The 16,915-nt window shown below is 28.4% G+C and carries 22 protein-coding genes and 1 other annotated feature; of the genes, 19 read left to right on the top strand and 3 right to left on the bottom strand.

The features are described 5' to 3' along the window. Positions 1 to 15 precede the first annotated feature (15 nt). A complete protein-coding gene (locus TVTCOM_RS00880) occupies positions 16 to 720 on the top strand; it encodes an HD domain-containing protein (RefSeq protein WP_434797976.1) in 705 nt (234 codons plus the stop codon). 22 nt (positions 721 to 742) lie between these two features. Here TVTCOM_RS00880 and TVTCOM_RS00885 read toward each other — a convergent pair whose 3' ends face one another. Together TVTCOM_RS00885 and TVTCOM_RS00890 are read right to left on the bottom strand one after the other, a co-directional pair. Continuing rightward, positions 743 to 1,171: an Lrp/AsnC family transcriptional regulator gene (locus TVTCOM_RS00885; RefSeq protein ID WP_434797977.1), complete on the bottom strand. Its 429-nt coding sequence runs from the start codon at positions 1,169 to 1,171 to the stop codon at positions 743 to 745. A 32-nt stretch (positions 1,172 to 1,203) separates the two neighbouring features. Next, a complete protein-coding gene (locus TVTCOM_RS00890; RefSeq protein ID WP_434797978.1) occupies positions 1,204 to 2,634 on the bottom strand; it encodes a nicotinate phosphoribosyltransferase in 1,431 nt (476 codons plus the stop codon). 184 nt (positions 2,635 to 2,818) lie between these two features. On the opposite strand from TVTCOM_RS00890, the gene TVTCOM_RS00895 reads away from it, so the two are divergent. The 10 genes from TVTCOM_RS00895 (at position 2,819) to TVTCOM_RS00940 (ending at position 10,474) form a co-directional block, all read left to right on the top strand. After that, the gene (locus TVTCOM_RS00895) at positions 2,819 to 3,373 is read left to right on the top strand and encodes a nucleoside recognition domain-containing protein (RefSeq protein ID WP_434797979.1); all 555 of its coding nucleotides are present in this window, start codon (positions 2,819 to 2,821) and stop codon (positions 3,371 to 3,373) included. Then, positions 3,373 to 3,897 carry a spore maturation protein gene (locus TVTCOM_RS00900; RefSeq protein ID WP_434797980.1) on the top strand — a complete coding sequence of 175 codons (525 nt, stop codon included), beginning with the start codon at positions 3,373 to 3,375 and terminating at the stop codon, positions 3,895 to 3,897. The genes TVTCOM_RS00895 and TVTCOM_RS00900 overlap by 1 nt, the downstream gene beginning before the upstream one ends. 200 nt (positions 3,898 to 4,097) lie before the next feature. After that, positions 4,098 to 4,342: a binding site (T-box leader), on the top strand. 59 nt (positions 4,343 to 4,401) lie between these two features. After that, entirely contained in the window at positions 4,402 to 6,345 is a 1,944-nt protein-coding gene (gene metG, locus TVTCOM_RS00905; protein WP_434797981.1) for a methionine--tRNA ligase, read from the top strand. Between the two features lie 12 nt (positions 6,346 to 6,357). After that, the gene (locus TVTCOM_RS00910) at positions 6,358 to 7,128 is read left to right on the top strand and encodes a TatD family hydrolase (RefSeq protein WP_434797982.1); all 771 of its coding nucleotides are present in this window, start codon (positions 6,358 to 6,360) and stop codon (positions 7,126 to 7,128) included. 130 nt (positions 7,129 to 7,258) lie between these two features. Next, on the top strand, positions 7,259 to 7,399 hold the full coding sequence (locus tag TVTCOM_RS00915) for a hypothetical protein (protein ID WP_434797983.1): 141 nt from the start codon (positions 7,259 to 7,261) through the stop codon (positions 7,397 to 7,399). An 11-nt stretch (positions 7,400 to 7,410) separates the two neighbouring features. Then, the gene (locus TVTCOM_RS00920; RefSeq protein ID WP_434797984.1) at positions 7,411 to 7,785 is read left to right on the top strand and encodes a GntR family transcriptional regulator; all 375 of its coding nucleotides are present in this window, start codon (positions 7,411 to 7,413) and stop codon (positions 7,783 to 7,785) included. 1 nt (position 7,786) lies between these two features. After that, positions 7,787 to 8,629: an ABC transporter ATP-binding protein gene (locus tag TVTCOM_RS00925; RefSeq protein WP_434797985.1), complete on the top strand. Its 843-nt coding sequence runs from the start codon at positions 7,787 to 7,789 to the stop codon at positions 8,627 to 8,629. Further along, positions 8,622 to 9,260 carry an ABC-2 transporter permease gene (locus tag TVTCOM_RS00930; RefSeq protein ID WP_434797986.1) on the top strand — a complete coding sequence of 213 codons (639 nt, stop codon included), beginning with the start codon at positions 8,622 to 8,624 and terminating at the stop codon, positions 9,258 to 9,260. Before TVTCOM_RS00925 ends, TVTCOM_RS00930 begins: the two co-directional genes overlap by 8 nt. Before the next feature lie 15 nt (positions 9,261 to 9,275). Then, positions 9,276 to 9,794: a hypothetical protein gene (locus TVTCOM_RS00935; RefSeq protein WP_434797987.1), complete on the top strand. Its 519-nt coding sequence runs from the start codon at positions 9,276 to 9,278 to the stop codon at positions 9,792 to 9,794. An 83-nt stretch (positions 9,795 to 9,877) separates the two neighbouring features. Then, entirely contained in the window at positions 9,878 to 10,474 is a 597-nt protein-coding gene (locus TVTCOM_RS00940; RefSeq protein ID WP_434797988.1) for a DUF3793 family protein, read from the top strand. A 126-nt stretch (positions 10,475 to 10,600) separates the two neighbouring features. Here TVTCOM_RS00940 and TVTCOM_RS00945 read toward each other — a convergent pair whose 3' ends face one another. Then, the gene (locus TVTCOM_RS00945) at positions 10,601 to 11,065 is read right to left on the bottom strand and encodes a VOC family protein (protein ID WP_434797989.1); all 465 of its coding nucleotides are present in this window, start codon (positions 11,063 to 11,065) and stop codon (positions 10,601 to 10,603) included. A gap of 143 nt (positions 11,066 to 11,208) precedes the next feature. On the opposite strand from TVTCOM_RS00945, the gene TVTCOM_RS00950 reads away from it, so the two are divergent. The 8 genes from TVTCOM_RS00950 (at position 11,209) to TVTCOM_RS00985 (ending at position 16,779) form a co-directional block, all read left to right on the top strand. Continuing rightward, positions 11,209 to 11,439 carry a hypothetical protein gene (locus TVTCOM_RS00950; RefSeq protein ID WP_434797990.1) on the top strand — a complete coding sequence of 77 codons (231 nt, stop codon included), beginning with the start codon at positions 11,209 to 11,211 and terminating at the stop codon, positions 11,437 to 11,439. A 52-nt stretch (positions 11,440 to 11,491) separates the two neighbouring features. Further along, on the top strand, positions 11,492 to 12,142 hold the full coding sequence (locus TVTCOM_RS00955; RefSeq protein ID WP_434797991.1) for a YidC/Oxa1 family membrane protein insertase: 651 nt from the start codon (positions 11,492 to 11,494) through the stop codon (positions 12,140 to 12,142). Positions 12,143 to 12,275: 133 nt separating this feature from the next. Further along, on the top strand, positions 12,276 to 13,385 hold the full coding sequence (locus TVTCOM_RS00960) for an NAD(P)/FAD-dependent oxidoreductase (RefSeq protein WP_434797992.1): 1,110 nt from the start codon (positions 12,276 to 12,278) through the stop codon (positions 13,383 to 13,385). Positions 13,386 to 13,480: 95 nt separating this feature from the next. Continuing rightward, complete coding sequence (locus TVTCOM_RS00965) at positions 13,481 to 14,134, top strand: DUF3786 domain-containing protein (RefSeq protein WP_434797993.1); 654 nt, start codon at positions 13,481 to 13,483, stop codon at positions 14,132 to 14,134. Between the two features lie 93 nt (positions 14,135 to 14,227). Beyond that, positions 14,228 to 14,758, top strand: a complete 531-nt coding sequence (rnmV, locus tag TVTCOM_RS00970; RefSeq protein WP_434797994.1) for a ribonuclease M5 — start codon at positions 14,228 to 14,230, stop codon at positions 14,756 to 14,758. A gap of 10 nt (positions 14,759 to 14,768) precedes the next feature. After that, complete coding sequence (gene rsmA, locus TVTCOM_RS00975; RefSeq protein ID WP_434797995.1) at positions 14,769 to 15,641, top strand: 16S rRNA (adenine(1518)-N(6)/adenine(1519)-N(6))-dimethyltransferase RsmA; 873 nt, start codon at positions 14,769 to 14,771, stop codon at positions 15,639 to 15,641. Between the two features lie 245 nt (positions 15,642 to 15,886). After that, complete coding sequence (locus TVTCOM_RS00980) at positions 15,887 to 16,231, top strand: PadR family transcriptional regulator (RefSeq protein WP_434797996.1); 345 nt, start codon at positions 15,887 to 15,889, stop codon at positions 16,229 to 16,231. 2 nt (positions 16,232 to 16,233) lie between these two features. Next, positions 16,234 to 16,779 carry a DUF2812 domain-containing protein gene (locus TVTCOM_RS00985; protein ID WP_434797997.1) on the top strand — a complete coding sequence of 182 codons (546 nt, stop codon included), beginning with the start codon at positions 16,234 to 16,236 and terminating at the stop codon, positions 16,777 to 16,779. Positions 16,780 to 16,915: the final 136 nt, after the last annotated feature.

Here is a 16,915-nt window from a genome sequence, read left to right on the forward strand (position 1 = left end):
ACAGGGGGTGATTTTATGGATAATGGATTTAAGATAATTAATGGGATAAAAAGTAATAATGCCTGCGAAAAAATATGGGAGCTAGATGAAAGTGGAACTTTAGAAGATATAATACCAGAAGTTAGTAGTATGAAAGAAGTGGGACAGTGTAAATACCACAAGGTAGATTGCTTTAGTCATACTATTTATGCGTTGGAAGAATTTGAAAAACTCATAGAAGAAAACAAATTTCCAATTCATTTGAATGAAAGTATATGGAAATACTTAAATACAATAGTAGAAGATGATATAAAGATTTTAGATTTGTTAAAGCTAGGTGTTTTTTTACATGATATAGGAAAAGCGAGAGCAAAAACTATAGATGAAAATGGAAGAACACATTTTAAAGGACATGAAAAATTTAGCGGAGATATTGCTATGGAAGTAGGGCAAAATCTTAATTTATCACAAAAATCCATAGAATTACTTTATAATTATACTAGATACCATATGTATCTTCTTACTATTTATAAAAAAAGTGATGCATCTCATGAAGTACTAAAGGAGATGTTTAATAAATTACAAGATGATGTTATTGGAGTAATGCTACTAGGGTTTGCAGATATTACTGCAACCAAAAGATTATTAGAACCAAAAGAAGATGAAGAGATTTTAAAATCATATATTTATTATGTTTTAACTGTTTATCTATATAAATATAAAAAAAATGTATCCTTTTAATATTAAAAGGATACATTTTTTATCATAAAATTGATTTTGACTGTATTGGGGTTGATAGTATTACGGATGTTTTTGTTGAGCCGATTGTTTTAATACCATCAATAACACTTTCTAGTTCATACATATCTTTTACAATAACCTTTAGAAGAGAACAGTCGTCTCCAGTAACATGGTGACATTCAACTATTCTAGGGTCATTTTTCGCAGCTTCTAAAAATGCATCATACTTATCACTAGGTAGGGATATATGTATAAATGCTTTTATTACTCTTCCTAAAGCATCTGGATTAACTATAGCTTTATATCCTTCTATGACACCAGATTCTTCTAATCTCTTTACTCTTTCTGAAACAGCAGGAGAAGTTAATCCTACTATTTTACCTAAATCTTTCATAGAAATTCTACCGTCTTTTTGTAAGATTTCTATGATTCTGTAATCTGTTACATCCATTGATAGGCCCCCTTTTATTATTATAATGTATATTATAAGCGTTTTTTTGAATCTAGCAAGTCAGATTTTAGCGTCCAAAGTTTGTCTGATAAATCAACTTTATACTTTTTATGGTTAGAAAACCTTTTATAAGCATCCCAAAGAGTATTAAATTGATCATTAACATATTTTTTAACTTCGTTTACGCTTTTAGAAGCGTATTTACATTCACCATTTTTAAATAGTGGTTTTTGAAGTTCTTTTATTGTGTAGTTGTGGAAAGTTATATGCTTCCAAGTATATGTAGGGTCAAAGATTGTTAATGGTTTATTTGTATCGATTTTTTCGTCATGAAGCATGATTAAATCAGCTTCAGCCATATTATCTTCATTATATATTCTTACCACTTTTTTAAATCCTGGATTATTTATTTTTTCTGGTTCTTCAGAAACTTTTATTTTAGGAACTAGTGTATCACCATCATAAGAACCAGCCAATTTGTAAACTCCTCCTAAAGATGGAGATTCAGCCGATGTAATTAATTTTGTACCAACACCCCAAGAGTTTATCGCTGCACCACTTGATTTTAGGCTGGCAATAGTATACTCATCTAAATCATTGGAAGCAGTATAAGATAAATCAGTATAACCAGCTTCTTCAAATAATTTTTTTGCTTCTACAGATAAGTATTGTAAATCTCCAGAGTCTATTCTAATTCCCATTGGCTTATGACCCTTAGCTTTTAGTTCATCAAATACTTTTATAGCATTTGGAACACCACTTTTTAGGACATCATATGTATCAACTAACAATAAACATTTGTCTGGATAAACATCAGCATAAGCGCGGAAAGATTCTAATTCATTGTCAAATTTTTGAACCCAGCTATGAGCTTGAGTTCCAACAACTGGTATGTTAAACATTTTCCCGGCTAATACATTGGCAGTTCCAGTACATCCTCCTATTACAGCAGCTCTTGCTCCATAAGTACCTGCATCTGGTCCCTGAGCACGTCTAAGACCAAATTCAAAAACAGGATCACCATCAGCAGCATAGCAAACTCTAGAAGCTTTAGTAGCAATTAGTGATTGAAAATTCACTATTGTAAGTAAAGCAGTTTCTATTAACTGAGCTTGGTATAAAGGTGCTTTAACTGTTATTACAGGCTCTTTTGGAAACATTATAGTTCCTTCTTCTACAGCATATATATCTCCAGTAAATTTGAAATCTTTTAAAAAGTCTAAGAATTTATCAGAAAATAAATCTAGGCTTTTTAAATATTTTAAGTCATCATCTGAAAAATGAAGATCATTTATGTATTCTACTAATTGTTCTATGCCGCAAATAATAGTATATCCACCATTACAAGCATTTTTCCTGAAGAACATATCAAATACTACTATGTCTTCATGAATATTCTTCTCGTAGTATCCATTTAACATAGTTAATTGGTACAAATCAGTAAGAAGTGTTAAATTTCTCATGGTATTTCTCCTTAAACATTTAAATAAATTAAAAAACCTTATACTTATACTAAAACATAATATACCCCAACTTTCAAGCATAAAGTATATGTAGAGTATTATAAAATAAGACATCATTTATTTTAAGTATACATCATAAAATGGTTTAAAGGAGGAGATTCATATTAATAAATTATGGTTTTATATGATAGCCCTAGGCATAGTGGGGAGTATATGTTTTAACAATTTACCAGAAACAAATCAAGCAATACTAAATGAGGGGACAAGAGCTATTGAATTTGCTATAACATTGGCTAGTGTAATGGCACTTTGGATGGGAATAATGAATATTGCAAAAGACTCGGGGATGATAGATAAAATAGCGGATAAAATGAGTCCTTTAATGAAAAAATTGTTTCCTACTGTTCCTAAAAATCACAAAGCTATGTCTTACATGGTTATGAACATGGTATTAAATATGTTGGGGGCAGGAAATGGAGCAACGGCCTTTGGATTAAAAGCCATGAGTGAATTACAAACATTAAATCCAAATAAGAAAAAGGCCTCTCCTGATATGATAATGTTTCTAGTTATTAATATTTCATCTATACAATTAATTCCTTTTACTATGTTAAAAATAAGAATAGATGCAGGCAGTGCAAATCCTAATTCTATAATTTTAACCACTTTATTTGCAACAATTATATCCACAATAGTTGGAGTTGTAGGTTGTAAATTATTACAAAGGAGGTATAGATAATGTTAGATTATTTTTCTAATATAGCCATACCTGTAATAATTTTATTTATTGTTATCTATGGTAAGAAACAAAATATAGATATATATGAAAGTTTTATAAATGGAGCTATAGAAGGATTAAAAACTGCATGGAACATATTGCCATACATAATAGGGATATTTTTAGCTATTGGAATTTTTAAATCTGGCAGAGGAATAGAAGTTTTGGAATACATATTTTCACCTGTGGCCCAAATATTAAATATACCAAAAGAATTAATAGGACTTATAATCGTAAAGCCTTTATCTGGAAGTGGGGCCTTAGGAGTGTATGCCGAATTAATTCAAAGAGTGGGAATTGATTCTCTTACAGAACAAATGGGATCTACTATGGTTGGAGCATCAGAAACAATTTTTTATACAATGGCTATTTATTATGGTAGTTTAAAAATAAAAGATACAGGATATACTTTATTTTGTGCATTGTTATGTCATGTAGCCGGTGTACTAGCTTCTGTGTATATTTGTTATTTTTTCCTTACATAGAGGATAATTGTTGACAATAAAATATAAATTTACTAAAATTAAAAACATAGTATTAAAAATTCACAAGGTTTATATGGACAACGGTATATCCTTGATATAGCTTGGGATAAATTTATTGATTAAAAGAATTAATTAATATTTGTATCAAAAATTCGATTTTGAGAATAATATTTAATACATATTTAAAAATTAAATATAAAATAAAAGCTGAGAAGAGAAGAGTAAGTAAGGATTTTTTCTATAGAGAGCTAGGTTAGGTGAAAGCTAGTGCTAAAAGAATTACTGAAGATGGCCTTGGAGCTTTTTATCCGAAATAGTTTAGGATAAAACATTTAGACATGTTACAGTCTACTAAGATATCTATTGTGAAAATAGTGTTTTAAGCAATGTAAATTTTTCATGATAAATAAATTAGGGTGGTACCGCGAATAATCTCGCCCCTATGGACTCCATAGTGGCGAGTTTTTTATTTATAAAAATTATGCACAAGAGGAGGAAACAAAAATGACTAAACCAACATTTTATATAACTACGCCTATATACTATCCAAGTGGTAGACTACACATAGGCCATACTTATACTACTGTGGCAACTGATGCTATGGCTAGATTTAAAAGATTTTGTGGTTATGATGTAAAATTCTTAACAGGAACAGATGAGCACGGTGAAAAAATTCAAAAAAAAGCTATAGAACAAGGTGTAAGTGAGATAGAATACTTAGACGAAATGATAGCTGGAATAAAAGATTTATGGAAGACTATGGACATATCTTATGATGATTTTATAAGAACTACAGAAGATAGACATAAGATTATAATACAAAAAATATTCACTAAATTATATGAACAAGGAGACATATACAAAGGTGAATATGAAGGAAGATACTGTACTCCATGTGAAAGTTTCTGGACGGAATCTCAATTGTTAGAAGGAGACAAATGCCCAGATTGTGGTAGAGAAACTTACTTAGCTAAAGAAGAAGCTTACTTCTTTAAATTATCTAAATACGAAGATAGATTAAGAGAATTATTCCAAAATCCTAACTTCTGTTTCCCAGAATCAAGAAAAAATGAAATGGTTGCTAACTTCTTAGACAAAGGACTAGAAGATTTATGTGTAACTAGAACTACATTTGACTGGGGTATAAAAGTTCCTTTTGATGAGAAACACGTAATATATGTTTGGGTAGATGCTTTATGTAACTACATCACAGCATTAGGATACTTATCAGAAAATGATTGTGAAATGAAAAAATATTGGCCAGCAAATATTCAAGTTGTTGGTAAAGAAATAATGAGATTCCATACAATAATATGGCCAGCATTATTAATGGCTTTAGATTTACCAGTGCCACAGCAAGTATACGGCCATGGATGGATATTATTTGGAAATGATAAAATGAGTAAGTCAAAAGGAAATATAGTATATCCTGAGCCAATGATCGAAAGATATGGAATAGATACACTTAAATATTTCTTACTTAGAGAATTTGCTTTTGGGCAAGACGGAAGCTACACTCATAGAAACTTTGTAACAAGAATAAATACAGATTTAGCTAATGATTTAGGAAACTTAGTGAGTAGAACTGTATCAATGGTGGAAAAATACAACGATGGTATAATACCGGAAGCTATAGAAGCTACCGAGTTTGATGCAAGTTTAAAAGAGCAAGCTAAATTATCAAGAGAAATATTTGAAACTCAAATGAACAAAATGCAGTTCCATGAAGCATTAGAAGGTGCATGGAAATTAGTAAGAAGAACTAACAAGTATATCGACGAAACTATGCCATGGGCTTTAGCTAAAGACGAAGCTAACAAAGGTAAATTAGATGCAGTATTATACAACTTATGCGAATCTATAAGAATAATAGCTACATTAATTAATCCTATAATGAATACAACTGCTAATAAAATATATGACCAAATAGGAATAGCAGGACAAGAAGAATTAACAAACTGGGAAAGTACTAATGAATTTGGATTAATTAAGCCAGGAATAGAAGTACACAAAGGTCAAGCCTTATTCCCAAGACTAGATATCGAGAAAGAGGTAGCAGAATTGGAAGAATTATTTGCAGAAAAAGCAGAAACAGTAGAAGAAGTAGCTCCACTAGAGCACAAAGAATTCATAGGAATTGAAGAATTAGACAAAGTAGAATTAAGAGTTGGTAAAATATTATCTTGTGAAAAGCATCCAAAAGCTGACAGACTTTTAGTTTCTCAAATTAAATTAGGACCAGAAACTAGACAAATAGTGTCTGGAATAGCTAAATGGTATAAGCCAGAAGAAATGGTTGGAAAAGAAGTTATAGTAGTATGTAACTTAAAGCCAGTTAAATTAAGAGGTGTTGAATCTCAAGGGATGATATTAGCTGCAGGAAATGACGGAGACGATTTAATAGTTCCAGTTGCAACTGGAGCAAACGATGGTTGTGAAGTTAGATAAGGAGATGTAACTATGTTATTTGACTCACATGCTCACTTAAATGATGAGAGATTTGATGAAGATAGAGAAGAGTTAATATCTTCTCTTCAAGAAAAAGGTGTAGATTTAGTTGTAAATCCAGGTGCATGTATAGCAACATCTATTAGCAGTATAGAACTTGCTAAAAAATATGATTTTATATATGCAGCAGTAGGAGTTCATCCTCACGATGTGGGGGAGTTAGATGATACTGCTATTGATACACTTAAAAAACTAGCAACAGAAAATGAAAAAGTTGTTGCAATAGGAGAAATAGGATTAGATTATTACTATGACAATTCTCCAAGGGAAGTTCAAAAAGAATGGTTTATAAAGCAAATTGAATTGGCTAATGAATTAAAACTTCCTATAATAATTCATGACAGAGATGCTCATGGAGATACTTTTGAAATAATCAAAAAGTATAAAAATCCAGGCATAGGATGTGTGCTACATTGTTATAGTGGAAATGTGGAGTTAGCTAGAGAATATGTGAAGATGGGATGCTATATATCTTTATCTGGAACAGTTACTTTCAAAAATAATAAAAAAACTAAAGAAGTAGCAAGAGAAATACCTTTAGATAGATTATTTATAGAAACTGATTCTCCATATATGGCACCAACACCACATAGAGGCAAAAGAAATGACCCTTCATTAGTACAGTTTGTAGCTGATACTATAGCTATTGAAAAGGGTGTTTCTTATGAAACAGTTTGTGAAGCTACTAAAGAAAATGCAAAAAAATTTTTTAATATAAAATAAGAAAGAGACTTATATCAACTAGATATAAGTCTTTTTTATATATAAATATATTTTTAATGTGTACATAATTGTATTAACTGTATAACATATAATTATACAGTTAATACAATTTATATAAAGGGGAGTATTTATGTTTGCTTTATCAGAACGTTCATTTAAACTAATTAATATTCTTTTAGTAATGTTTGTTCCAATTATTTCAATATTTATTTTTGACGGGGTATTTATAGCTATAAGAAATATAAAAAATAAATTTATAAAACACAGATAAAAGGAGGGCTTATGAAAGTAATTATTTCAAGTAATTCAGACTTGCCAATATATTTGCAAATCGTAAATCAAATAAAAGAGCAAATATTAAGTGGCAAAATAGAAGAAAATCAGATGTTGCCTTCTATGAGAGTATTGGCAAAAGAATTAGGTATTAGTTTTATAACTACTAAAAGATCTTATGAAGAATTAGAAAAACAAGGTTTGATTAATACGGTTCCAGGTAAAGGTTGTTTTGTGTCTCACTTCAATAAGGAACTAGTATATGAAGCTAAAATGAGGGAAATAGAAGAAAAATTAGAAGAAGCTATAAATTTATCTAATAGTTTAGGATTGTCAAAAGAAGAGCTAATTTCTACGTTAGAAAATCTTTATGAGGGGGAATAAAATGCTAAGATTAGAAAACATAAGTAAAAAACTTGATAATTTTGAGTTGAAAAATATATCTTTTCATTTAGAGGAGGGATTTATAATGGGTATTATAGGTCCAAATGGATCGGGAAAAACAACTTTAATTAAGTTAATAATGAATTTATTACAAGCTGACGAGGGGAAAATTTATTTTCAAGGAAAAGACATATCAGAAAACCCTAAAGAGTTTAAAGAAAATATAGGATTTGTTTATGATAATTTATATTTTTATGAAAATCTAAAAGTTAAAGATTTTAAAAATACAGTTTCATCTTTTTATTCAAAGTTTGATAGTAATAAGTTTGATAACTACTTATTAAAATTTAAAATAGACAAAAATTCAAAAATAAAAAATTTATCTAAAGGCCAAAATATAAAGCTTATGTTGGCGAATGCTATTTCTCATGATGCTAAAATATTGATATTAGATGAACCAACATCAGGCCTTGATCCTATTTTTAGAAAAGAAATGATAGAGATACTTCAGGAAGAATTGGAAAATGGAGATAAGAGTGTTATTATCTCGACTCATATTACACAAGACTTAAGCAGGGCGGCGGATTATATAACCTTTATAAATAATGGAGAGATAGTATTTAGTCAAGACAAGGATACTATAAATGAAAGTTATAAAATAATTAAGGGTAGCAAAAAAGAATTAGATAGTCTAGGAAATGTTCTTATAAATAGAAAAGACACACCTTATTATAGTGAAGGTTTAATTATAGGCAATAATTTAGGTGTGTATAATGATAATATTCAAAATGCAAGTTTAGAAGACATTATTTACTATTATGGAAAGGAGTTAGGAAATGATTAATTTACTAAAAAAAGATCTAATTGCTTGCTTTAAAGCAGATATAAAAACAATAGTAAAGCTTATAGTAGGTATACTCATATTTTCCTTTATTTTGTTTCCTATAGCATCAATAATGATACCACTTTTTATAAGTTATATATTTATACTTAGAAGTTTCCATCTAGATGAACTTAATAAGTGCGATTATTTCTTCAATAGCTTACCTATAGAAAAAGAAGATATTGTTTATAGCAAATATATACTTGCTACAATAATAATTGTGATTTCTTTTATACTCACATTTTTCTATTCAAAAATTATGAACTATATGTGGGGATTTAATAATTTTAGTATAGATTCAGCATTATCTATTTTAAGTATGATTCTTTTTTTAATCTCAATTTTATTTCCAATAATGTTTAAGTATGGATATAGAAAATCGTATGTGCTAATTAATTTAATTATTGCAGTAATAATAATTGTAAGCATGTTTAGTTTTATGGGTAATGGTGTTGAGTCTGATGCTACAGAAAAAGTATCAACTTTAAAAGATAATAGTTTAATTATAAAGACTGGAATATCTATGTTTTTATATTTAATTTCAATGAATATTTCAAATAAAATATATACAAAAAAAGAAATAGCAAGTTAAGTGGGGGATATAAAAATGAATAAAAAGTTTATAAAAGTTAGTTTAATAATATGTATACCACTAATATTATTACTTGGATTTTTTACTATGCTATCAAATAGTTCTAATTATCTTGATCAATTAGATAATAGTATTAAAATCACATATAAAGATTATAAGGAAGAAAAATATAATTATGTTGTAAGTGTTATAGTAAAAAATAATTCAAAAAATATAGCTAGTTTAGGAGAAATGAAGCTTAGTTTTGATTATAATTATGAAGATATAACAGGAAATTTGGGGGAATTTTATATAAGAGGATATGAAAAAGATGCATGGGATGATAATAAAGTTATGGGTATAGACCCTGGTAAAGAAGAAGAAATTATTTTTAAAATTCCAAAGGGTATTAAAATAGATAAAGAGTATTATAATCTAAACAGAATAATAATAGACTATAATGTTAGCTTTTTCAAGTTTAGAACAAGTTCGAAGAGTTTATTTTTAGGAGCGGGACAAATGGGAGGTAGTATAACTCTAGAGGGAAAATATTAATTTAACACATTTTTATTGATAACAATTATCAATTGTGGTATTATATAATTATGATAATCGTTATCAATAAAGGGGGATGTGTTATGAATTTAAATTGTAATAAAAATTGTTGTGAGAATAAATCAAATTCAATATATATAAAAAGAATACTAGAAATGATAGGTGCTGTAATTTTAGGATCAAAACCAGCAGAAATTATAAATGTACCAGGTAGTAGTAAAGAAAAAGAAGTAAAGCTTGTTCAAATAGAATCTTTTTTCAGTCATTGTTCTAGAGTTACATATAGAATAATTACTACACGTGATGGAGGAAAAAGAGTTTTATTTATTAACGAAAAATCTATGGAGAAAGTACTATCAGATAAAAGATGTATAAACTTCTTGAAGTTTGTTGGCTATTCATCTGAATATAGATTGAATGATTATATGAATGAGTTAGTGTATAGACTTCAATCTGAAGAATTTCCTCATGAAATCGGAGTATTTTTAGGATATCCTCTTAAAGATGTATTAGGGTTTATGGGATATGGTAAAAATGAATTAATAGAAATACGCAACTGGAGAATTTATGGGGACCAAAAGGCTTCTTATGAAGTTTACAATAGTTTTATGAGAGATAAGGCTATTATGAAAAAAATGGTTCAAACTATGAATATGACAGAGTTAAGAAGAACTATATAACCTTTATAATTAAAATATATCTGCAAAAAAAGACACTATTTTATAAATGAATAGTGTCTTTTTTATATATATTCTTAAGTTTGTATAAGTGGTGTAAAATAAAATAGAAAAATTTATAACTTTTTATTAAAGACAAGATTTTATATAATCAACAGGCACATCCATTCTAATAGCCACATTTTCAGCAGACATTCCTTTATTTATAAATCGTCTAACTACCTTATTCATATTTTCGCCAACTTCAATAATATGTTTATCAGGGTCATAAAAACGTACAACGCGCTGACCCCAGGAATGTTCAATAATAGGATGAACATAACATATTCCTGGAATTTGATTTAATTTTAAGATGAAATTATCAAAGTCATCTTCTTCAAAATATAACTCACTATTATTTGCACCAAAGAAAACTTCATTTTTTGGCTTATGTATAAAACTACACCAAGACTCCTTTGTTTGAAGGGCTATTCCCCCAGTCAGAGTTACATTTGCACCAAAATCTAAAACAACATCCAAATCTAAAACAGTAGAATAAAATAGTTTAGACTTTTCTATGTCAGAAACTACTATTAATGGGTTTGCAAATTTCATATTAATCACCCCTTGATTAAAATTATATATTAATTAAATTCTAGCTAAAAACTGTAAGGATTGTAAATAATAAAGTTTACATAGGAATAATGATGGCTTATACTAATATTAATATTAATATTTTAATTTAATGAGGTGAATAGATGAAGTTAGATTTGGAAAATATGCTATACATATTAATCTATATGACATTTTTTCTATCAATTATAAGTTGTCTAGCTTGTTTTTGTAAAAAAAGAATATCTCATCAAATTGAATTTATTTTAATAAAAAATATATCTCTAGATATGTTTAAGTACTCTGAGAAACTAGAACCAAAAGAATATTTTAGTTATCAAAAGTATGATATTTGGAGGTATTGTAGCTTATTTTAATTGAAATGAAACATTTTATAAAACCAAATTAAAAATCAAAGGAGATAATAAAATGAATTTCATTTCAGGTATGTTACAAGATTTATTAAATATATTATTCAGTTTTACAGGAGATTTAGGGGTTGCCATAGTAGTTATAACCTTGATGGTAAAATTAATTTTAATGCCTCTATCTTTAAAACAAAAATTTGCGATGAGAAAACAACAAGACTTGGCAGAAAAAATGAATGACATAAAAGAAAAATACAAAAATAATGCTAAGGAAATGGAAAGGCATCTGCAGGAACATTCAAAGGAAACTATGAAAAGTATGATGGGATGTTCAACAATTTTACTACAAATGCCAATAGTATGTGCACTTTACCAGACGTTTTTAAATATGCCAAACACGTCACCAAGTGTATTAATACCATGGATTAGTAGTTTAAATGTTAGTGATAATTTATTTATAATACCTTGTATATATACTTTAACTATGTTGGCTCCAAACTTAATAAGTATGGTACCTTATTTTAGAGCAAGCTCACAAGTTATGTTTAATAAGCAAATGATTATACCAACAATTGTTATGGGATTTTTGTTAACAGCAAGAACACCTGTAGCAATAGGGTTATATTTTATAACAAGTAGCTTATATACTTTAGTAGAAGATGTTTGCTTTAGAATATATGTAAAGAACAAAAATAATTTAAGTGTAAATTAATATATGATAAATACCTGTCTAGATTATGTTTAGACAGGTATTTTATTTTATGAAAATTCTTCATAAACATAATGTTTGAATAAATAAAAACATGGAAACTATAAAAGTATAAATCTAGAAGGAGAATAAGTAAATGAACTATGATGTAGTGATCGTAGGAGCAGGGCCTGGAGGGGTAGCTGCTGCTCATAATTTAATAAACAATAATATATCTTGTATCTTAATAGATAAGCAAAAGTTTCCGAGAAATAAACTTTGTGCAGGAGGAATAACTTATAAAACTTTTGAATTAATGAAAACTCTAAAGTTACATACTGAATTTAATACTAAAAATTCAGTACTAAGTGAAGGTGGTAGTTTGTATTTAGAGTATGAGCATATAGCGAATATAAAAACTAAGGGGTTAACTTATTTAGTAGATAGATTTGAATTTGATGATTATTTAGTTAAAGAATATAAAAAAAAGGGCGGTACTTTCCTAGAAGGTACTGGTGCTAAAATAATTAATACAAAAGAAAACATAATAACTTTATCTGATGACCAAGAAATTAAGTTTAAATATTTAATAGGTGCAGATGGAGCTGTAGGTATAACAAGAAAGTTAGTTGATGAAAAATTTAATGCCAATGGATTTTGTCTACAAGTGGAAATTGGCAAAGATAAGTTTAATTATGAAGGAAACAATATGTCTTTGTATTATGGAATTATTCCACAAGGATATGCTTGGATTTTCCCAAAGAAAAATAGCTTTACTATTGGATTTGGTGGGAATTATGATAATAAAATAGATTATCATAAAGAGTTTGAAAAATTTTTAAGTAACTTAGGTATAGTTTGCGAAAGAAGAGAATTTAAAGGTGCCATATTACCTTTTGGTGAATATATAAAGATTCCGATTAATAAGGAAAAAAACTTATTATTAGTTGGAGATGCAGCAGGTTTAGTAGATCCATTTACCGGTGAGGGAATATATTTTGCCATGCTATCGGGAATAAAAGCATCCAAGACGATTATTAATGCATTAAAAACAAATGATAGAAATAATATTGATAAATATATTGACGAAATTGATGAAATTACAAAAAATATAAGCAAAGGTTCCAAGCTTAAAAAATTAGTTTACAAATTTAGAAAGCCTGTTTTCAATGCAATGAAAAATGAGAAGTTTGGAAGTCATATATTTAATGATTGTTTGTATGAATCAAATTATGACTTATTAGAAATTGTATTTCATCATAAGTGAATACTTAAAAAGTAGTGATAAAAGTATAAAATGTATATTTCTAATATAAAAAATAATAGTACAATTATATTAAAATCAATGTTTGGGGGATAATTATGGAAAGTAATTATAAGGTTGCATATTATAATGAGTGGAAAACACTACAAAAAAGAGATTTTAAGAATGTAGCAGAGATAAGAAATGTTATATATGATGAAGAAAAGAAAGAATTTTCTATAAAAGTTTTTAATAGAGAATATATCTTAAATTGTAATGATGAAACAATAATACGAAGTGATGATAATCATATACCAAGTGCTGAAACTGGTGTTATGCTATTAAATTATTTGTCTTTTACAGAAAATAATATAGATAAAACTAACAAGTGGATAAGTCTAAAAGAAATACCAAACGGAGGGATGATGTTTTATCCAGCTTTTTATAAAAGTAGTATAGTTAGTTTAATTAATACATTTGGTTATGATTCATCAAAATTAAGGAAGTGTGGAGAGAATCTAGGTGGGAAAGAAATAAAAATGGGTGATATAGCCTTTGAGTTTGAAGTTTTTCCAAAGGTATTTTGTCGTGTTGTAATATGGGAAGGTGATGATGAAATTGATCCAAGTGCCACACTTTTATTTGATTCTTCAGTACAGCATATTATGCATGTGGAAAGTATAATTGGACTGGGAGGATATATAATTAATAAAATTATTAATGAGTTAGGAAGAGATTCGTCTATTCAATCAGTTATTTTAAACCTTGATTAAATCTAATAAAAAACGTAAAATATAAAGATATGATGTTAAAAGAATTGAATTTAAAATAATTATAATAAATGGATTAAAAGGTGATTATATAAAATGATAGAAGAAATAATAGTAGTTGAAGGAAGAGATGACGTTACTGCTGTAAAAAGAGCATTAGATTGCGAACTAATAACTACTGGAGGGTTTGGATTCCCTAAAGGAGTTATGGAAAGAATTAAATCAGCTCAGGAAAGAAAAGGAGTTATAATTTTCACTGATCCAGATTTTGCAGGAGAAAAAATTAGAAAGAAAATAGCAGCAGAAGTCCCAGGATGCAAGCATGCATTTTTACCAAGAGAAGAGGCTAAAAAATATGGGGATATAGGAATAGAAAATGCATCTCCAGAAAGTATATTAAGAGCTCTAAATAAGGTTAGAACTGAAAGTACAGAAAAAAGAAATGAATTTTCACAAGTGGATTTAGTGACGAATGGACTTATAGGTAATGAAGATGCATCTTATAGGAGAGATACTGTAGGACAAATACTGGGAATTGGATACGGAAATGCAAAGCAATTTTTAAACAGATTAAATAACTACGGAGTTTCAAGAGAAGAGTTTAATAAAGCAGTAGACGGTTTATAAGGAGACAAATATGGATAGATTATCATCGCATAAAGCCACAAAAGAAGTTGTTCAAAAGCATAATTTTAAGTTCTCAAAATCACTAGGACAAAACTTCTTAATAGATACAAATGTAATAGATAGAATTATTGAAGGTGCAAGAGTTAAAGACGGAGATTATGTAATAGAAGTAGGGCCAGGAATAGGAACACTTACAAAAGAAATGGGAAGAACTGCTCAGAAAGTTGTTGCCATAGAAATAGACAAAACTTTAATTCCTATATTAAAAGAAACATTATCAGATTTTCCTAATATAGAAGTAATCAACCAAGATATATTAAAAGTTGATGTACAAGAATTAGTAAAGGAAAAATTAAATGGAGGACCAGTAAAATTAATAGCTAACCTTCCATATTATATAACAACACCAATAGTTATGAAATTCTTAGAAGAAGATATACCAGTAACTGATATAGTTGTTATGGTGCAAAAAGAAGTTGCGGATAGAATGAATGCTAAGCCTAACACTAAGGATTATGGAGCATTATCAGTGGCAGTTCAATATTACTGTGATACAGAAATAGTTGCAAAAGCTCCGAGACATATGTTTATGCCACAACCAAATGTAGATTCAACAGTTATAGGACTTCATGTAAGAGAAGAAATAAAATATCCAGTTGATAACGAGGATATATTCTTCAAAACTGTTAAAGCATCATTTGGACAAAGAAGAAAAACCCTTCTTAATTCACTAAGTGGACTTGGATTCTTAAGTAAAGATCAAATAAAACAAGCTTTACAAGAAGCTAATATAGATGAAAAAAGAAGAGGAGAAACTTTATCAATAGAGGAGTTTGCCTCATTAGCAAATGAAGTAAATAGAATTAACAATGAAAATAAATAAGTGATTGAAGGCTAGTCTTAGGACTAGCCTTTTTTGATCAAAGGTACTTGTAATCAATAGCGAAGGCAACTTGTTGGCCACATGAAGTATAGTGCCCACACAGTGCCTTAAGTAAAGTGAATTTTTAATAAGTAAAAATCAAAAGCAAAATAATAGTTTACATGTATATCCATTAGTGATATATTCTAAATAGATATAGATATATCATTAATGGATATATCTTAAAAAGATATAGAAGACAGAAGGTGATTAAAATTAGTAGAAATAATTCTTTACAAGAAGAGCAATTAACAGAACCAGGATATTATATATTACTAGCATTGCTAGTACCTATGCATGGGTATGGAATCTCAAAATATATAGAGGAGCTAACAGAAGGGGAAGTTTCAATAGGTCCTGCAACTATGTACACTATGCTAAAAAAGATGCAAGCTCAGGATTATATAATTTTATCGGGAGAAGAAGCAAGAAAGAAGATTTATAAGTTAACAGACAAAGGCCATATGGTTATAAGTAAAGAGCAAGAACGAAGATATAAAATGGCACTCCATGGTGTCAAAGCTTTTGAAAGAGTAGGGGGAGAAAAATAAGTATGCCAAGAGATATAAAATATGTACCAAGTGGGGGATTAGTTTTATCTGAAGAAAAGGATATGAAAAAACTGAGTAAGTTGGCTAAAGAAGGTTGGATCTTAGAATCTTTCGAAAAACTGTCTTATAAATTAAGAAGAGGTAAACCTGAAGATGTAATATATTGTATAGATTATAATGAAGATAAGGAAGAAATAGACTTATATTTGGAGTTGTTTGAAAGTAGTGAATGGAAACATGTATGCTCTTTTGAAGCATATCACTTTTTTAAAGCTAGTCCAGGTACACAACCTATTTATACTGATAAGGATAGTTTAAGTTTAAAATATAAAAAGCTATATAATTTAATAAAAAAATCAATTGTATTTATATTAGTATTGGCAGTTTTATCAATAGTAGGTGCTCATTTTACAGAAAAATTAACTAATAATGGCGGAGTATTAGAAGTATTAAAACTAATATTATATGTGGTAGCAGGTGGTGGAATAGGTATAACAATTCCTCTTTTAATATGTGCAGTTAAAGCTTATAAGAATATAGGTAAATAATACAAATTATAGGATGTTAAAGTAGAACTAATATTTTATCAATAAAAAATACTGATAAAATATTAGTTCTACTTTTTTGTTTGAAAATTTTAAGGGATATTGGTAGTACTTAATAAATAAGTTATTACATATAATT

The organism is Terrisporobacter vanillatitrophus, from assembly GCF_051148895.1.
Lineage (GTDB): Bacteria > Bacillota > Clostridia > Peptostreptococcales > Peptostreptococcaceae > Terrisporobacter > Terrisporobacter vanillatitrophus.

Excerpts from the sequence above, each read along its gene's own strand:
- TVTCOM_RS00885 (WP_434797977.1), bottom strand. The coding sequence starts at position 1,171 with ATGGATGTAACAGATTACAGAATCATAGAAATCTTACAAAAAGACGGT.
- TVTCOM_RS00880 (WP_434797976.1), top strand. The coding sequence starts at position 16 with ATGGATAATGGATTTAAGATAATTAATGGGATAAAAAGTAATAATGCC.
- TVTCOM_RS00935 (WP_434797987.1), top strand. The coding sequence starts at position 9,276 with ATGAATAAAAAGTTTATAAAAGTTAGTTTAATAATATGTATACCACTA.
- TVTCOM_RS00920 (WP_434797984.1), top strand. The coding sequence starts at position 7,411 with ATGAAAGTAATTATTTCAAGTAATTCAGACTTGCCAATATATTTGCAA.
- TVTCOM_RS00945 (WP_434797989.1), bottom strand. The coding sequence starts at position 11,065 with ATGAAATTTGCAAACCCATTAATAGTAGTTTCTGACATAGAAAAGTCT.
- TVTCOM_RS00910 (WP_434797982.1), top strand. The coding sequence starts at position 6,358 with ATGTTATTTGACTCACATGCTCACTTAAATGATGAGAGATTTGATGAA.
- TVTCOM_RS00940 (WP_434797988.1), top strand. The coding sequence starts at position 9,878 with ATGAATTTAAATTGTAATAAAAATTGTTGTGAGAATAAATCAAATTCA.
- TVTCOM_RS00925 (WP_434797985.1), top strand. The coding sequence starts at position 7,787 with ATGCTAAGATTAGAAAACATAAGTAAAAAACTTGATAATTTTGAGTTG.
- rnmV (WP_434797994.1), top strand. The coding sequence starts at position 14,228 with ATGATAGAAGAAATAATAGTAGTTGAAGGAAGAGATGACGTTACTGCT.
- TVTCOM_RS00895 (WP_434797979.1), top strand. The coding sequence starts at position 2,819 with ATGATAGCCCTAGGCATAGTGGGGAGTATATGTTTTAACAATTTACCA.
- TVTCOM_RS00930 (WP_434797986.1), top strand. The coding sequence starts at position 8,622 with ATGATTAATTTACTAAAAAAAGATCTAATTGCTTGCTTTAAAGCAGAT.
- TVTCOM_RS00950 (WP_434797990.1), top strand. The coding sequence starts at position 11,209 with ATGAAGTTAGATTTGGAAAATATGCTATACATATTAATCTATATGACA.
- TVTCOM_RS00965 (WP_434797993.1), top strand. The coding sequence starts at position 13,481 with ATGGAAAGTAATTATAAGGTTGCATATTATAATGAGTGGAAAACACTA.
- TVTCOM_RS00900 (WP_434797980.1), top strand. The coding sequence starts at position 3,373 with ATGTTAGATTATTTTTCTAATATAGCCATACCTGTAATAATTTTATTT.
- TVTCOM_RS00915 (WP_434797983.1), top strand. The coding sequence starts at position 7,259 with ATGTTTGCTTTATCAGAACGTTCATTTAAACTAATTAATATTCTTTTA.
- TVTCOM_RS00890 (WP_434797978.1), bottom strand. The coding sequence starts at position 2,634 with ATGAGAAATTTAACACTTCTTACTGATTTGTACCAATTAACTATGTTA.
- TVTCOM_RS00960 (WP_434797992.1), top strand. The coding sequence starts at position 12,276 with ATGAACTATGATGTAGTGATCGTAGGAGCAGGGCCTGGAGGGGTAGCT.
- rsmA (WP_434797995.1), top strand. The coding sequence starts at position 14,769 with ATGGATAGATTATCATCGCATAAAGCCACAAAAGAAGTTGTTCAAAAG.
- metG (WP_434797981.1), top strand. The coding sequence starts at position 4,402 with ATGACTAAACCAACATTTTATATAACTACGCCTATATACTATCCAAGT.
- TVTCOM_RS00955 (WP_434797991.1), top strand. The coding sequence starts at position 11,492 with ATGAATTTCATTTCAGGTATGTTACAAGATTTATTAAATATATTATTC.
- TVTCOM_RS00985 (WP_434797997.1), top strand. The coding sequence starts at position 16,234 with ATGCCAAGAGATATAAAATATGTACCAAGTGGGGGATTAGTTTTATCT.